Raw genomic sequence first — 15,044 nt, 5'->3', positions numbered from 1 at the left:
GGGTTGGGGACCTTAGGGTGCGCTTAAGGAAGGGATCGGGGGCGGTTAAAGGTCGAGACCAATCTGCCCGGCCGGCGACGGCGTACCGAACCCCGGTGGCCCCTGCGCACCGGCGCCCGCGCGTCCAGCTGGATCCAGATCCGCACCTCGGTCCCGCCGAGCACCGACGACCCGATCCGTACGTCCCCGCCCGTCGACTCCGCGAGCTGCCGCACGATGTCCAGCCCGAGGCCGGTCGACCCGGCGCTGCCCGAGCCCCGCCCGCGCGCCATCGCCGCCTCGGGGTCGGTTATGCCGGGCCCCGCGTCGGAGACGAGCACGATCACCGCGTCCTCGCCGTTGTGCACGTCCACCGCGAACGCGGTGCCCTCGGCCGTATGCCGGAAGACGTTGCCGAGCAGGGCGTCCAGCGCGGCCGCCAGATCCGCCCGGGCCACGGGTATCCGCACCGGCCGGTCCACGCCCGCCACCCGCACTTTGCGGCCCTCGTCCTCCGCCAGCGCCGACCAGAACGCCATGCGCTCGCGCACCACCTCGGCCGCGTCGCACCCGGCGCCCGGGCCCGCCGCCACCGTCTGCGGCTTGGCCTCCCGGGCCGTACGGATGATCGTGTCGACCTCGCGCTCCAGTTGGGCGACGGCGGCCCGGGTCTGCTCGGCGGCCGGACCGTCCCCGAGCGAGGCCGCGTTCAGCCGCAGCACCGTCAGCGGGGTCCGCAGGCGATGGGACAGGTCGGCCGCCAGCTCACGCTCGTTCGCGAGGAGTTGTACGACCTGGTCGGCCATCGAGTTGAACGCGACGGCCGCCAGCCGCAGTTCGTTCGGCCCCTCCTCCGGCACCCGGGCGCCCAGCTTGCCCTCCCCCAGCTCGTGCGCGCCCTCGACCAGTCGCTGCGCGGGCCGCACCATCCGTACGCCGAGCCGGTCGGCGACTGCGACCGACCCGACGATCAGGGCGAGGCCGACTGCGGCGAGCACGGCCCAGGCCGTGGTGAGGCCGTTGGTGACCTCCGCCTCGGGGACGTACACCTCGACGACGGCGATCTCGCCGGAGCTCAGCGCGACCGGCTGGAGCAGCGTGGACCCGCCCGCGACCTCGGTGGTCGAGGCGCGGCCCAGCCGTCGGACGGTCGCGATGTCGTCGGCGGCGGCGCGCTGCCGGCCGAGGTCGACGGCGGCCGCGTCACCGGAGGCCGGTATGTGCACGGCCATGCCCGCGTCCGACCCGGCCGAGGCGACGACCCGCTCCAGCTGGTCCCGGTCGGTGGTGATGGACAGCGCCGGGGCGACGGCGGCGGCCTCCCGCTCGGCGTTGGAGAAGGCGCGGTCGCGGGCCATCTCCCTGATGACCAGGCCGAGCGGGACGGCGAAGGCGACCACGACCATGACGGTGACCGCCAGGCAGACCTTGACCAGTGCCCATCTCATCGCGGCGGCTCCAGCTTCACGCCGACGCCGCGCAGGGTGTGCAGATAGCGCGGGTTGGCGGCGGTCTCGCCCAGTTTGCGGCGCAACCAGGACAGATGGACGTCGATGGTCTGGTCGTCGCCGTACGACTGCTGCCACACCTCGGCGAGCAGTTCCTTGCGCGGAACGACGACCCCGGGCCGTCCGGCCAGGAAGGCGAGCAGGTCGAACTCGCGGCGGGTGAGGTCGAGGCTCGCGCCGTCCAACTCGGCCTGGCGGCGCAGTGGGTCGACGGTCAGGCCGCCCACGCGCAGCACGCTGGAGGGGGCCGCCTCGCCGCCGCTGGAGCGGGCCCGGCGCAGCACTGCGGACATCCGGGCCGACAGGTGCTCCACCGAGAACGGCTTGGTCAGATAGTCGTCCGCCCCTGCGTTCAGCAGCCGGACGATCTCCGCCTCGTCGTCCCGTGCGGTGGCGATGATCACAGGTACGTCCGTGATGCCGCGCAGCATCTTCAGGGCCTCGGAGCCGTCCAGATCGGGCAGACCGAGGTCCAGGATGACGACGTCGAAGCGGAAATGGGCGACCTCGCGCAGCGCCTCCAGTGCCGTGCCGACGCTGCGCACCGTGTGGGTGGCGTCGGTCAGGTGCCGGATCAGCGCCGAGCGCACGAACTGGTCGTCCTCGACCACGAGCACACTTGCCATGCGCCGCACCGTACGCCATGCGCCCGAGCCCGGTCCGGGCCTGTGGACAACTCGCCTCCTGTGGACAACTCGGCGTCCATGGCCGCCGTGGGGCAACGGCGCGACACGTCCGGGACGTGTGAGGCAGTATGGCCCGCGATGCGCAGAGGACTCGTACACGTACTGGCTTGGTCGCTCGCCACGGGCGCGGCGGTCACGCTGTCGTGGTGGGGTGTCCACACGGTGATGGCCGGCACGGTGTACGACCGGCCGCGCGCCCTGCCCATCACGGCGGCCGACGGGACGACACAGGAGTCGAGGCCGCTGGCGTCATCCACGAACCGGCCCACCCCCTCGAAGGCTCCCACCAGTCCCTCGCCGAAGCCGGCCGGGACGCCCCGCACTCCGGCCCCGTCGAAGACGCCGCCGAAGAGCCCCAACCCCTCCCCCACCACGTCCGGCCAGGTCAAGAGCTATGACACCGACGGCGGCCGCGCGGTCTTCGACATCGGCGAGACCTCCGCGACGCTCGTCTCGGCCACCCCTGGTGCGGGCTGGTCGATGCAGGTGTGGAAGACGGAGACGTGGATCCGGGTGGAGTTCGGCTCCGGCGCGGACCGGGTGTCGGTGTTCTGCACGTGGCACGACGGGCCGCCGCGGGTGGAGATCGGGACCTACTGACCGCCACCGCGCTTGCGTCGGCTCATCGGAAGACGGAGGCCGGCGGCGCCGGTGAGGCGACTGCCGCCACGTCGGTGACGGCTACGGCACCGCCGGTGAAGTCGGTGAGGGACCTGCCGTGTTCGACCCGGCCAGGGTGCGGGTCGGAGGCGGCGAGGCGGGTCAGTTCGGCGACCGGGAGGGGCCGGTCGGCGGCGACGAGAACCGCGTTGCCGAAGCGTTTGCCGCGCAGCACGGTCGGGTCGGCGACCAGCGCGCACTCGGCGAACCGGGCGGCGGCGGTGGCGATCTGGCCGCGCAGATGCGCGAGCGGCGGCCCGTCGGCGAGGTTGGCGGTGTAGACGCCGCCGGGCCTCAAGGCCCTGCGTACGTCGTCGAGGAACTCCGTCGAGGTCAGGTGGGCGGGGGTCCGGGCCCCGCTGAACACGTCGGCGATGACGAGGTCGGCCCACCCGTCGGGCACCTTGGCGAGCCCATCCCGGGCATCCACCGACCGCACCCGGATCCGGGCGTTCGGATCCAACGGCAGCTCCCGCCTCACCAGTTGGACGAGGGCGCCGTCCCGCTCGACGACCTGCTGGGTGGAGCGGGGGCGGGTGGCGGCGACGTAGCGGGCGAGCGTGAGGGCGCCACCGCCGAGGTGCACGGCCTGCACGGGTTTGCCGGGTGGGGTCACGAGGTCGATGACGTGGCCGAGGCGGCGCTGGTATTCGAAGGAGAGGTAGGCGGGGTCGTCGAGGTCGACGTGCGACTGGGGAGCGCCGTCGATGAGGAGCGTCCAGGCCCGGGCACGGTCAGGGTCAGGTATCAGCTCGGCGAGCCCTCCGTCGACGCGTTCGACGACGGCATCGACTGCGGCCGACCGGCGCCGGGCTTTCCTGGGCTTGCTCATTGGGTCATTGTCGCAAGTGGGAGGCGGTGCCGCCCGGGCAGCGGCGTCAGCTGCAGTTGTCGGCCGCCTCGATCAACCGCGCGGCCTCCCCCAGCGCCGCCCGCAGCACCGCGGGATCCGTCGCCAGGTCGGCGCCCCCGGGCGGCAGGAGCCAGTCCGAGCCCTCGACGGGCGGTTCGGGGTTCAGGTTCAGGCTCATCCCCCGGCCGTCGGTCTCCGTGCAGGTGCTGCCGGGCACGTCCCAGGCGGCAGCGGTGCCCGGCGGGACCACGAAGCCCAAGGTGTCGCAGTCGTCGTCGTGCAGGACGGGGCCCACGGCCTCCCCGGTCGCGCCCCGCCGCAGGATGTCGACCGCCTCCAGGCCCTGCCGCGCCGGAACCGTGACCACGTCGCAGCCCGCCTCCGGCGGCTCGCTGCACTGTGCGGTCGGTGCGTGCCCCACCGTCGTCGACGGCGTATGCGGAGCGATGCTCTGGCTGGTCTTCATCCCGACCTCCACCACGGAACCCCTTTTGCAGTCCGAAGAGTTCAACGCGGCGCGGCGTCAACGGCTACGGCGGAAGTCCGCCGCAAAGGATGGCAGTTCATGGCAGATCCTGTATGAGATATCCGTTTTGTAGCCAAACACTGCGTGGCGGCTCCGCTACAGCAGGTACGTTCTTGCCCGCCGGCAGCAAGGGCACCACACGGATATTCGGTACGGATACCCGGTACGGACATTCCGTTCAACTCGCCCGGATTCCGGCATGGTTCGACGGTTCGCATGAGAGGACCCGGCCATGGCGTCGTCAGAGCTGACCTCGTCCCAGTCCCCCAGGCCGCCACGGCCGAACCTCGCGTTCCGGCAGTTGCGCGGACAGCGCTCGCCGGCCGAGTTCGCCGCGGCGGTACGACGAGCCGCGCGCGAGATCGGCGAGCGGGTCAGCTGTGACGCTCGTTACGTCGGGCGGGTCGAGGCAGGCGAGATCCGCTGCCCCAACTACGCGTACGAGCGGGTGTTCCTGCACATGTTCCCCGGCCGCACGCTCACCGACCTCGGCTTCGCGCCCCGCTCGTCCGTACGCGGACGCCGGGCGCGTGCCGACGAGGACGCGCCCCTCGTGCACCTCACGAGCCCGGTGTGCGTCACGAGTGAGACGTGGGGGGCCCACGAGCCGTATGACCAGAAGGACTCGCTGAACCCGCAGGACCCGCACGACCCGTACGCCGCGTACGCCGCGTGCGCCGCGTGCGGAGCAGAGCAGAACCACGAGAACGACGAGATCCACGAGGAGAGCGACGTGCTGCGTCGCGCATTCATGACCGGCGGGAGCGCCACGGTGGCCGCCGCCTCGCTGGGCCCCCTGGGGCTCACCTTCGACGCCGCGGCCGCGGAGCGTCCCGTCAGACGTGTCGGGGGCCGCGAGGCGGACGCGCTGGAGGAGGCCGTACGCCGTATCCGGCTGCTCGACGACCGGCACGGGGCCGACGGCCTCTACCGGCGCGCGGCCGCTCCGCTGCGTGCGGCGTACGAGCTGCTCGACGCCGGTACGACCCGGCAGGCGACCGGTGACCGGATCCATTCGGGCGCCGGTGAACTGGCCATCTCGGTGGGGTGGCTGGCGCACGACTCGGGACGGTTCGACGACGCTCGCTCGCACTACGCGGAGGCGTTGGCCACGGCCCGGATGGCGGGCGACCCGGCGCTGGAGGCGCACGCCTTCTGCAACACGTCCTTCCTCGCGCGGGACGCGGGCCGGCCGCGGGAGGCCGTGCGGGCGGCGCAGGCCGCGCAACGCGTCGCGCGGCCCCTGGGCTCCTCGCGCCTGATGTCGCTGCTGGCGCTGCGCGAGGCCGGCGGCTGGGCGGGGCTCGCCGACCGCGTCGGCTGCGAACAGGCCCTCGCCCGCGCGCACGCCCTCTACGACCGGGGGCACGCGGACGCCGACCCCGAGTGGATGAGCTTCTACGGCGAGGCCGAGCTGGAGATCCTGGAGGCGCAGTGCTGGTCGATGCTGGGCAACTGGCCGCGGGCCGCGCGGCACGCCGGGCGGGCGGCGCAGCTCCAGGACCCGCACTTCACGCGCAACATCGCCCTCTACACGGCGGAACTGGCGGACGACCTGGCCCGTGGGGGCCGTCCCGATGAGGCCGCGACGGCCGGGATGCGGGTGCTGGACCTCTTGGACCAGGTGCAGTCGTCGCGGGTCCAGACGATGCTGGCCGGGACGGCGCGGGTGCTGCTGCCGCACCGCAGGGCGCGTGGGGTGTCGGCGTTCCTGGAACGCCACGCGAGCGTGCCGCGCACGGCGTGACCGCCCGCGGGCCACACCGCCGGGAGCGCTATCCGGCCAGGTGCCCCAGGTCGTTCCAGCTCTCGATCGCCGGCTCTCCGTAGGCCCATCCGAGCACCGACAGTGACGTCGGGTTGAGCCGTATCCGTGCCGCGAAGTCGAGCGGCAGCCCCAGCCAGCGCGCGCCTATGGACCGCAGGATGTGCCCGTGCGCGAAGACCAGCACGTCCCGGTCCGCCTCGCGCGCCCAAGCCACCACCTCGTCGGCCCGGGCCGTCACCTCGGACAGGGTCTCGCCCTCGGGCACGCCGTCGCGCCAGATGAGCCAGCCGGGGCGGACGGCCTGGATGTCCGCCGGTGTCATGCCCTCGTAGGCGCCGTAGTCCCACTCCATGAGTGTGTCCCAGGTACGCGCGCGGTCCCCGAAGCCGGCGAGTTCGCACGTCTCACGCGCGCGTGACAGCGGGCTGGTGCGGATCTCGACCCCCGCCAGCCCGTCGTACGGCGGCCGGTGCAGGCGTTCGCCGAGCAGTTTCGCGCCCTGGCGGCCCTCGTCCAGGAGCGGCACATCGGTCCTGCCCGTGTGCTTGCCGGACAGCGACCACGCCGTCTGTCCGTGCCGGGCGAGCAGGATGCGCGGTGCCATGAAGGGGCCTTTCCGGGAGATACGAGCAGCGGAATGTGTCCATCATCGCGCACGCCGCACCCGGGCAACCCGGTGGGCGATCTCTGCGTCTTGAGGGCCGGGGCGCCCGAAGGGGGCTCGCGCATACACCGTAAAGTGGTACGGCCGGTCAACCGGGCGCTGACAAGAAGGGGGAGGCGATCGGATGCCACACGCCGAAATAGCTGGCGTGGAGGCGACGCCGCGGACCCGCCTGCGCTGGTGGACCGAGCTGCCGCTGATATTGCTGGTCTACGCCTGCTACTCGGCGGGCCGACTGCTCGCCCGGGGCGACGTCTCGCACGCCGTCGACCACGGCCTGGCGATCCTGGACATCGAAAAGGCCCTGCACCTGAACGCGGAGCACCCGCTCAACCGCCTCTTCACCCGCGAGCCCTGGATCGGCGTCCCGGCGGACTTCTGGTACGCGTCGCTGCACTACCTGGTCACGCCCGTGCTGCTGGTCTGGATCTTCCGGTCCCGCACCGTGCACTACCGCGCGGCCCGCACCTGGCTGATGACGTCGACCTTCATAGGCCTGATCGGCTTCACCCTGCTGCCCACCTGCCCGCCCCGGCTGCTCGCCGAGAGCTACGGCTTCGTGGACACGATGGCGCAGTACAGCTCGTACGGCTGGTGGGGCGGCGAGGCGAGCGCGCCCAAGGGCCTCGGCGGCATGACGAACCAGTACGCGGCCATGCCGAGCCTGCACGTCGGCTGGGCGCTGTGGTGCGGGGTGATGCTGTGGCGGTACGGCGGGACGCGCCTCACGAAGGTCGCGGCAGTCGCCTACCCCCTGATCACGACGATCGTGGTGATGGGCACCGCCAACCACTACTTCCTCGACGCGGTGGCGGGCGCCGCCGTGATGGGCGCCGGGCTGCTGCTGACGCCGTACGTCCTGCGCACCGCGGACCGGGTCCGGGCGCGCTTCGCGGTGGCCGCACCCGTCGCGACGGCCTCCGTCGGCGCGGTCACGAGGGGCGCCGACGCCATGGTCCCGAGCCGCGCCGGTGCCACGGTCACGAGCGGCTCCGGCGCCTCGGTCGGGAGCGGCTCTGCCGACGCTTCTTCCTCAATTGTCAGTGGCGGATGCCAGACTTCCGCGGGTGAGCGAATTCCACGGCAGCGCGAGTCCCGGTTCGGATCCGGAGCCGAGCCGAGTGCCTCTCCCCAGGACGCGGGGGACGGCGCTCCGGCACCGGCTCGCTGAGCTGCGCGGTCCCGAAGTCCCGGCCAAGGCGCTGGACGCACGCGCCCTGGCCGCCCTCGCCGCCAACCCCGGCTGCAAGCGCAGAGCAATCCTGGACGGCGCCGGGGTGAACAAGGCCGCGCTGGCGAGCGCGCTGGGCTCGCCGGCGGTCTTCGGGCAGTCACAGTTCGCCTTCACACGCGGCAACGCCTTCGAGGCCAAGGTCAAGGCGGACGGCGGGGCGGAGCTGCTGCGCCTGGTCCACGAGAAGCTGGACCGCGGTGCCGAACCGCCCGCCCACGCGCATGTGCCCGAGCTCGTCGCGTCAGGACCCGAGGGCCGCACGGCCCGTACGGCACTGGCGCTGCGCGAGGCCACCGAGGCACGCGGCGAGTGGACCCTGCTCGACCACCCCATGCTCGCGCTGGACGTCGCCGGGTCGCCGGCCTTCCTGGAGCCGGATGCCGTGGTCGTGCACCCGGACGGCAGCTGGACGGTCGTGGAGATCAAGTCCTTCCCGATGCTGGACGGTTCCGCGGACCCGGCGAAGGTGGGCGCGGCCGCCCGGCAGGCGGCGGTGTACGTGCTGGCGCTGGAGCAGATCGCCGGCCGGCTCGGCGCGGAGCCGGAGGCCCGGTCGCCCGGGCCGGGGAGCGCCTCTGACAGCGCACCCGCCCCGCGCGTGCGCCACCGGATCCTGCTCGTCTGCCCGAAGGACTTCTCCAACCTCCCCACCGCCTCGGCCGTCGACGTACGCAAGCAGCGCGCGGTGACCGCCCGCCAGCTGGCCCGCCTCACCCGCATCGAGGACATCGCCGACACGCTCCCCGACGGCACCTGCTTCTCCCCCGAGCTGCCCGAGGCCGACCTGACGGCCGCCGTCGAGTCGGTCCCGGCGACCTACGCGCCCGAGTGCCTGTCCGCGTGCGAGCTCGCCTTCCACTGCCGCTCCCGCTCGCGCGCGTCCGGCGCGGTGACATCGCTGGGCCGTTCGGTGCGGGCCGAGCTGGGCGACCTGACGACGGTCGAGGGCGTCCTTTCGGCGGCCCGCGGCGAGTCCGGCGACCCGGCCGACCCGGCGGTGGCGGCCCTGCGCAGGGCCGCGTGGCTGCGGGCCGAGGCCCTCGGCCGGGACGCCCGGGACCTCGGCCGGGATGCCGGTGCCTTCGGCAAGGAGGCGGTGGCCGCGTGTCACTGATCTCCACCCTCGCCCGCCTCGAAGCCGTCAGCACGGGCCGCGCCCAGCCCGCCGCCACCGTCCGCCACCGGCACCTGTCCGAGCGGCCCCTGGTCTTCGTGCCGCTGACCACCGCCGGTGAGGCCGGCGCCCCGCTCGGCGCGCTGGTCGGCACGGACCGGGACGCCCCGCACCTGCTGGTCGTAGCGCAGCCGCGCGACCGGGACCTCAGGTTCGGCTTCCTGTCCGAGCTGGCGGACGTCGTCCTGCCGTACCTCGACGCCTTCGCCGAGGACGTCGAGGCCGCCGAGCGCAGCGAAACCGATCCGGAGACCGGCAAGCGGGTCAAGGTCGAGGTCGAACTGTGCGCGGACGCCCCGCAGTTGATCGTGCCGAGCCGCGCGGGCGTCGACTTCGTGCGCCTCCTCGGCCGCTCCATGCGCTTCCGGCGTACGGCGGAACAGGACCCGGAGACGCCGTATCCCGCGCCCCCGCGCGTGCCGTTGCTCGGCCGCTGGCTGACCCACTTCGGCGAGCGGGCCCGCGTGCCGGGCTCCTCGCTGCTGCTGGCCATGACGGACGTGCTGACCCGGCACTGGGCGACCGGCCAGTCCACCCTGGAGGACCAGCACTTGGGCGCGCTGCTCGCGTGGATCGCCCCGCCGGAGGGTGAGACGGGCGCCGAGGCGGCCCTGCGCGCGGAGCTCGCGCGGGACCGGGACGGCCAACTGCTGTGCCCGCCCGCCGGTCCCGCCACCGACCCGGCCTTCGACAACAAGCTGCTCGCCCCGGCCATCGAGTGCTACGACCGCGCGCGTACGGCCCTCGCCGCCGCCGAGGACGGGCTGGAGGCCGACGACCGGCTCGGGGACCTGACCGCCGCCGAGCGGGAGATCCGGGCCCTCGTCGCGAGCCGGACCCGGCCCACCTGGGACGCGGTGTGGCGGGGCCTCGACCTGGTGCGGGAGCTGCCCGAGGCCGGGCGGGTCGAGGAGCGGTGGACCCGGGACCGCTGGTCGTTCACCGGCCACCGCGACCGCGTCGTGGCCGGCGAGCCGCCGCAGCCGCGCCGCGACGACGCGGTCACCGCAGCCAACAAGCTCGCCGCGCGCGAGCGCGAACAGGCCCGGCTGGAGGCGCAGGAGGCGCTCGACGACCCGCTGGTGATGGCGGGGCGGCGGCTGGCCGGGGAGGCGTTCGCGGGCGAGGTCACCGATGTCGTCATGGCGTACAGCGAGGGCAAACGGCCCAGTCCGCGCCCCCTGGTGACCGTTCGCACGGATGACCGGCCGCATTTGGGCGAGCGCGCCAAGGTGTTCCGGTCGCTGGGTGGGAAGCCTCAGTCGGCGGAGTTCGTCGGCTACGAGGGGGACTTCGGGGATGACGGCGCGCTGATGGTGCTGCGGGTGCTCGACAAGATGGGCCGCGGCAAGGAGCCGGAGGAGGGGTCGGTGCCGGAGAAGGGCGACCTGGTCTGCTTCACGCTGTTCGAGCACGAGCAGCGCGGCGGCGCGAAGCTGCCCGATCCGGAGGAGACGCCGTGGACGCACGGCGGGCCGCCCGGGGAGCAGGTGTCCGAGGCCGCCGATCCGCTGACCCAGGAGGACGTCCTGTGACGGCCGTGTTCAACCCCGGCGCCGCGGCGACGGAGGCCACCGACGCGATCCTCCACGACACGCTGCACGGGACCGCGCGCGGTGTCGTCGTGGACTCCCCGCCCGGCGCCGGCAAGTCCACGCTCGTCGTCCGCGCGGCCCTCGAACTCGCCGACGCCGGGCGCCCGCTGATGGTCGTCGCGCAGACCAACGCCCAGGTCGACGACCTGGTGCTCAGGCTCGCCGAGAAGAACCCCGAGCTGCCGGTGGGGCGCCTGCACAGCAGCGACGCCGACCCGTACGACAAAGCGCTGGATGACCTGCCGAACGTACGGAAGTCGGCGAAGGCGGGCGACCTGAGCGGCCTGTCGGTCGTCATCTCGACGGCGGCCAAGTGGGCGCACGTCAAGGTCGACGAGCCCTGGCGGCACGCGATCGTCGACGAGGCGTACCAGATGCGCTCGGACTCGCTGCTCGCGGTGGCCGGCCTCTTCGAACGGACGCTGTTCGTCGGCGACCCGGGTCAGCTGGACCCCTTCTCCATCGTCGGCAGCGAGCAGTGGGCGGGCCTGTCGTACGACCCCTCCGGGTCCGCCGTGACCACTCTTCTGGCCCACAATCCGGAACTGCCTCAGCACCGCCTTCCGGTCTCCTGGCGCCTCCCGGCCTCCGCCGCACCCCTGGTCTCCGACGCCTTCTACCCGTACACCCCCTTCCGCAGCGGCACGGACCACGGCGACCGCAGCCTGGCCTTCGCGTTCCCGTCGGACGGCTCGGGCCCGGACCGGGTGATCGACGAGGCGGCTCGGTCGGGCTGGGGCCTGCTGGAGCTGCCGGCCCGGCACACCCCGCGCACGGACCCCGAGGCGGTACGGGCGGTCGCGACGGTCGTACGGCGCCTGCTGGACCGGGGCGGCGCGGCGACGTCGGAACGCTCGCCGGATCCCGCGCCCCTCACGGCCGACCGGGTCGCGGTCGGCACGGCCCACCGGGACCAGGCGGCGGCGGTCCGGGCGGCCCTGACCGAGCTGGGGGTGACGGACGTCACCGTGGACACGGCGAATCGCCTGCAGGGCCGCGAGTACGACGTGACCGTGGTCCTCCACCCCCTCTCCGGCCGCCCCGACGCCACGGCCTTCCACCTGGAGACCGGCCGCCTGTGCGTCCTCGCCTCCCGCCACCGCCACGCGTGCATCGTGGTGTGCCGGGCGGGGGTGAGCGAACTGCTGGACGACTATCCGTCGACGGAGCCGGTGCAACTGGGGACGGTGGTGAAGTTTCCTGACGGGTGGGAGGCGAATCATGCGGTGCTGGCGCGGCTCGCCGAGCATCGGGTGGCGTGGCGGCCCGGGTAGGGCCCGGTGACGGTGCCTCTGACCTGCGCCCGGTGCCCACTTGCGTGGACGCGGGACAATGGACGGTGGGCCGGTCCGCTGGGGATGCCTCCGCTTGCGGGGGCGGGGGACGGTGACTTACGAGATCGGTGACGTACGAGGAGGACAAGACATGGCGGAGCCCACGCCGCGTCGGAACGAACCGCGGCTACGCCCCGCGCCCCTGCTCTTCGAGCCCGCGCAGGCGGCCTCCGACCCGGAGCACTTCTTCGACCTGGAGTCGATCGACGACCCGCAGGCGCTGCTGGCGCGGGCGACCGAGCTGACGCAGGCGTTCCGGGCGGCGACGGACCGTGCGATGGAGTTCCAGGCCATCGCGGCGGCCCAGCTGGCGGATCCCCGGCGCTTCGACCGGCTGACGCCTGCCGACATCGCCGCGCGGGCCGAGTGGACCGAGGACTACGCCAAGAAGATGGTGGAGTTCGGCAGGGATCTGATGCGGGGGGTCGAGGGACCGGGGCACGTCGATCCTGTGTGACCCCCGGCGTGACCCCCATGGCATATGCCAGGTGGGCGGGCAAGATACGCCCTGCCACCCCGCCCTGTCCCGGTTTCCGGGAACTCTCGGGAAGCAAGCGCTCACCGTCGGTAGATGTATCTGCCATGAGCAGCACACGCAACGCCCCGTTATCGCCCGCCTCCCTCACCGCGGACGGCGCCGCCTGGCTCGCTTCCGCAGAACCGTATCCGCGCAGCACCCGGGCGCTCTGGGACGAGCAGCCGACGGCCCCCGTGGTCCTGGGCTGCGGTTCCGTCTTCGACGTCGTGAGCGCACCCTCGATCTTCGGCCGGCGCATGGTCGACCGGCTCTGGGAGGAAGGCCCGGGATCGGGGCCGGTGGCGATGCTCCGGGGCCGGATGCTGCTGTTCGCCGCGCCCGGCACGGCCCAGCGGCTGCCCTCGCTGCTGCGGTGGGAGGAGTTCGGCCGCGTGGGCGACGTCCCGCCGCTCCTGTGCCACGGCACCGGAGACGCGGTGACCGTCCCTGGCGAGTGCGCCTCCGACGCCCCCTCCGGCTCCCGCTGGCTGGTCGCTCCCGACACCCGTAATCCCTGGTTGCCGGGCCCCGAGGTACTGGTCTGGGCGGCCGTGCGAGCGGCTCGCGCTGCCGTTCGGATATCGATTTTTCCCCACCCCGATCAGGGTGCTAAGGTCTACGACGTCAGCAGGCGCCGCTAGCTCAGTTGGTTAGAGCAGCTGACTCTTAATCAGCGGGTCCGGGGTTCGAGTCCCTGGCGGCGCACAGACAGTGAAGCCCCTCGCGGAAGCGGGGGGCCTTCGCATTTGAGGGAGCTCCCGGTCCCGTAGGGCAGGGGCGGCTGAGGGTCCGGGGTTCGAGTCCGACCCGGCACCTGCCTGGCGGCGCGCAGACGGTGAAAGCCCCTCGCGGAAACACTGGCTCTTCCCATGCCACCCGGCGCACAACCCGCTCGCCGGGCGCACAACCGGCCGGCCCGGCACACAACCGGCCCACGACACGTACCGCTACCGCCCCGGCACACCACCGGGCACCAGGCGTGCCCGTACCACCCCGGCGTGCACCCGGCCCGCCACGCGACCCCGCACTCGGCGCACGCGCTACCTGACCGCCGTGATCTTCACCGTCCACGCCCCCACAGCGGTCCGCCCCTCCACATCCACCCGCACGCCCTCCTCCCGCACCGTGAAGCTCTCGCCGAGCCCCACCGGCGCGTCCGCGAGCGGCGGATACACGGACTCCTCCCAGCAGGCCTCAGTGTGCGGATGGGCGTCGATCACCTCGACCGGCCCGCCCCCGGACTCGGTCTCGCTGCGCACCCGGTAGACCAGCACGCCCTGCCGACAGCCCTGCGCGTCGTTGCCGACCGAGCCGCGCACCTCGAAGGCGAGGGCGCTCTCCGGCCCGGTGGGGACGACGGCGAGCTTGATGCCGTGGCCCAGCCCGAAGCCCGGGACGGCGGCGCCCTGGGCACTGCCGTACGAACCGCCGTATGTGCCTGCGTACGCCCCGTACGAACCGTACGAACCGACCGCTCCGAACGGGCCGGGCGACCCCGGCGCCCCCGTCTGCGCCGGGACCCCGGGCCCCGCCGACAGCGGCTCCAGCGTCAGCCGCGTGGAGCCGGCGCCCTGCCCCTGCACGCACACCACCTGGCGGGGCTCCAGCCATCCCAGCTTCCACTTGTGCCAGCCGAACAGATCCGGCGCCATGCCGAACTGGCTGCCCATCAGGTCCCAATCGCCGACATAGGTGTCCCAGTCGCCCTTGCCGTCCACCGGACGGTGGTACAGGTCCGGCAAGTCGAAGACATGGCCGGTCTCGTGGGCGAGGACCAGCCGGTCCGGCGGATGGTTCTCGAACACCGTGACGACGCGCCGGATGTCGGTGCCGTCGGCCCGCAGCGGGGCGTCCAGGTTGACGACCTTCGTCGCGTCGGAGTCGACGCCGGGCGCGTCCGGGTCGGCGACGAAGTAGACGATGTCGTAGCGGGAGAAGTCCACCTCCCGGTCCGCCGCGGCGAGGGCGTCGCGCAGATAGGCGGCCCGGTCGGCGGCGCGCCAGTCACGCTGTATGGCGTACGCCGTCGACGGACGCGGCATGCGGAGCCAGTGCCGGAGCGGATGCGGGCGCAGGGTGAATCTGCCGTAGGAGGCGCGTTCGAAGAAGCGGGTGGTGGCCGGGAAGTGGTCGGCCGTCAGTTCGGCGGGTGTCGTCAGGGGGGCCGAGTCCGGGAAGGACAGGAACACCATGACCGCGTCGAGCTCACGGTTCGGGCGCGGATAGGCGGCGTTCCAGGTGTTCAGGCCCTCGGAGTGGTGGGCCGCGGTGCGCTTGAGGGCACAGGGCGTGGGGTCGAACGGTTCGGCGACCGACGGGCCGGCGAACAGGGAGGTCGCGGCGAGCGCCGACATCGTGGTGAACACGGCGGCGGTGCTGCGCAGTCGGGGCCGGTCCCGCAGCAGGCCCAGCCCACGGAGCAGGGGGAACTGACGCGGCACGTGGACCTCCGGGAGCGGCTCGCGGGACACCGCACCCAGCCTGTGTCGGATTGTCGTACTACGTCCTGTTCAGCTGCACCAGACGGGTGAGAGCGCCGAGGGATC

General features: G+C 73.2%; 14 protein-coding genes and 1 tRNA gene. 9 read left to right on the top strand and 6 right to left on the bottom strand.

The genetic code is table 11. The features are described 5' to 3' along the window. Positions 1–23: 23 nt before the first annotated feature. Both OHT51_RS26735 and OHT51_RS26730 read right to left on the bottom strand, forming a co-directional pair. Positions 24–1,427: a sensor histidine kinase gene (locus tag OHT51_RS26735; RefSeq protein ID WP_328881455.1), complete on the bottom strand. Its 1,404-nt coding sequence runs from the start codon at positions 1,425–1,427 to the stop codon at positions 24–26. Next, positions 1,424–2,113 (bottom strand): response regulator transcription factor, encoded by a 690-nt coding sequence (locus tag OHT51_RS26730; protein ID WP_328881454.1) that lies wholly within the window; start codon positions 2,111–2,113, stop codon positions 1,424–1,426. The genes OHT51_RS26735 and OHT51_RS26730 overlap by 4 nt, the downstream gene beginning before the upstream one ends. A 138-nt stretch (positions 2,114–2,251) precedes the next feature. Between OHT51_RS26730 and OHT51_RS26725 the strand changes: the two genes are divergently transcribed. Continuing rightward, positions 2,252–2,773 carry a hypothetical protein gene (locus tag OHT51_RS26725; protein WP_328881453.1) on the top strand — a complete coding sequence of 174 codons (522 nt, stop codon included), beginning with the start codon at positions 2,252–2,254 and terminating at the stop codon, positions 2,771–2,773. Positions 2,774–2,795: 22 nt separating this feature from the next. On the opposite strand, the gene OHT51_RS26720 is transcribed toward OHT51_RS26725, so the two are convergent. Next, positions 2,796–3,665, bottom strand: a complete 870-nt coding sequence (locus OHT51_RS26720) for a fused MFS/spermidine synthase (protein WP_328881452.1) — start codon at positions 3,663–3,665, stop codon at positions 2,796–2,798. 46 nt (positions 3,666–3,711) lie between these two features. Next, positions 3,712–4,152, bottom strand: a complete 441-nt coding sequence (locus tag OHT51_RS26715; protein WP_328881451.1) for a hypothetical protein — start codon at positions 4,150–4,152, stop codon at positions 3,712–3,714. 292 nt (positions 4,153–4,444) lie between these two features. On the opposite strand from OHT51_RS26715, the gene OHT51_RS26710 reads away from it, so the two are divergent. Then, positions 4,445–5,959 (top strand): hypothetical protein, encoded by a 1,515-nt coding sequence (locus OHT51_RS26710; protein ID WP_328881450.1) that lies wholly within the window; start codon positions 4,445–4,447, stop codon positions 5,957–5,959. A 28-nt stretch (positions 5,960–5,987) separates the two neighbouring features. Here the strand turns inward: OHT51_RS26710 and OHT51_RS26705 are convergent, their stop codons facing one another. After that, complete coding sequence (locus OHT51_RS26705) at positions 5,988–6,584, bottom strand: histidine phosphatase family protein (protein WP_328881449.1); 597 nt, start codon at positions 6,582–6,584, stop codon at positions 5,988–5,990. Positions 6,585–6,768: 184 nt separating this feature from the next. Here OHT51_RS26705 and OHT51_RS26700 point away from each other — a divergent pair, with 184 nt between their 5' ends. From OHT51_RS26700 to OHT51_RS26670, 7 genes are all read left to right on the top strand, one after another. After that, positions 6,769–7,815 (top strand): phosphatase PAP2 family protein, encoded by a 1,047-nt coding sequence (locus OHT51_RS26700; RefSeq protein ID WP_328881448.1) that lies wholly within the window; start codon positions 6,769–6,771, stop codon positions 7,813–7,815. Next, positions 7,766–8,992: a hypothetical protein gene (locus OHT51_RS26695; RefSeq protein ID WP_328881447.1), complete on the top strand. Its 1,227-nt coding sequence runs from the start codon at positions 7,766–7,768 to the stop codon at positions 8,990–8,992. Before OHT51_RS26700 ends, OHT51_RS26695 begins: the two co-directional genes overlap by 50 nt. Then, entirely contained in the window at positions 8,983–10,587 is a 1,605-nt protein-coding gene (locus tag OHT51_RS26690; protein WP_328881446.1) for a hypothetical protein, read from the top strand. Before OHT51_RS26695 ends, OHT51_RS26690 begins: the two co-directional genes overlap by 10 nt. Further along, positions 10,584–11,921, top strand: a complete 1,338-nt coding sequence (locus OHT51_RS26685) for an AAA domain-containing protein (RefSeq protein WP_328881445.1) — start codon at positions 10,584–10,586, stop codon at positions 11,919–11,921. Before OHT51_RS26690 ends, OHT51_RS26685 begins: the two co-directional genes overlap by 4 nt. Positions 11,922–12,072: 151 nt before the next feature. Further along, positions 12,073–12,438, top strand: a complete 366-nt coding sequence (locus OHT51_RS26680; protein WP_328881444.1) for a hypothetical protein — start codon at positions 12,073–12,075, stop codon at positions 12,436–12,438. Positions 12,439–12,563: 125 nt separating this feature from the next. Beyond that, complete coding sequence (locus OHT51_RS26675; protein WP_328881443.1) at positions 12,564–13,139, top strand: bifunctional DNA primase/polymerase; 576 nt, start codon at positions 12,564–12,566, stop codon at positions 13,137–13,139. Beyond that, positions 13,130–13,203, top strand: a tRNA-Lys gene (locus tag OHT51_RS26670). The genes OHT51_RS26675 and OHT51_RS26670 overlap by 10 nt, the downstream gene beginning before the upstream one ends. Positions 13,204–13,538: 335 nt before the next feature. Here the strand turns inward: OHT51_RS26670 and OHT51_RS26665 are convergent. Further along, positions 13,539–14,969, bottom strand: a complete 1,431-nt coding sequence (locus OHT51_RS26665; protein ID WP_328881442.1) for a M6 family metalloprotease domain-containing protein — start codon at positions 14,967–14,969, stop codon at positions 13,539–13,541. Positions 14,970–15,044 lie beyond the last annotated feature (75 nt).

The sequence above is a fragment of the Streptomyces sp. NBC_00299 genome, from assembly GCF_036173045.1.
In the GTDB taxonomy this organism is placed as follows: domain Bacteria; phylum Actinomycetota; class Actinomycetes; order Streptomycetales; family Streptomycetaceae; genus Streptomyces; species Streptomyces machairae.
Note: the sequence above shows the minus strand (reverse complement) of the source record. Positions and strands in the feature narration are given on the sequence as shown.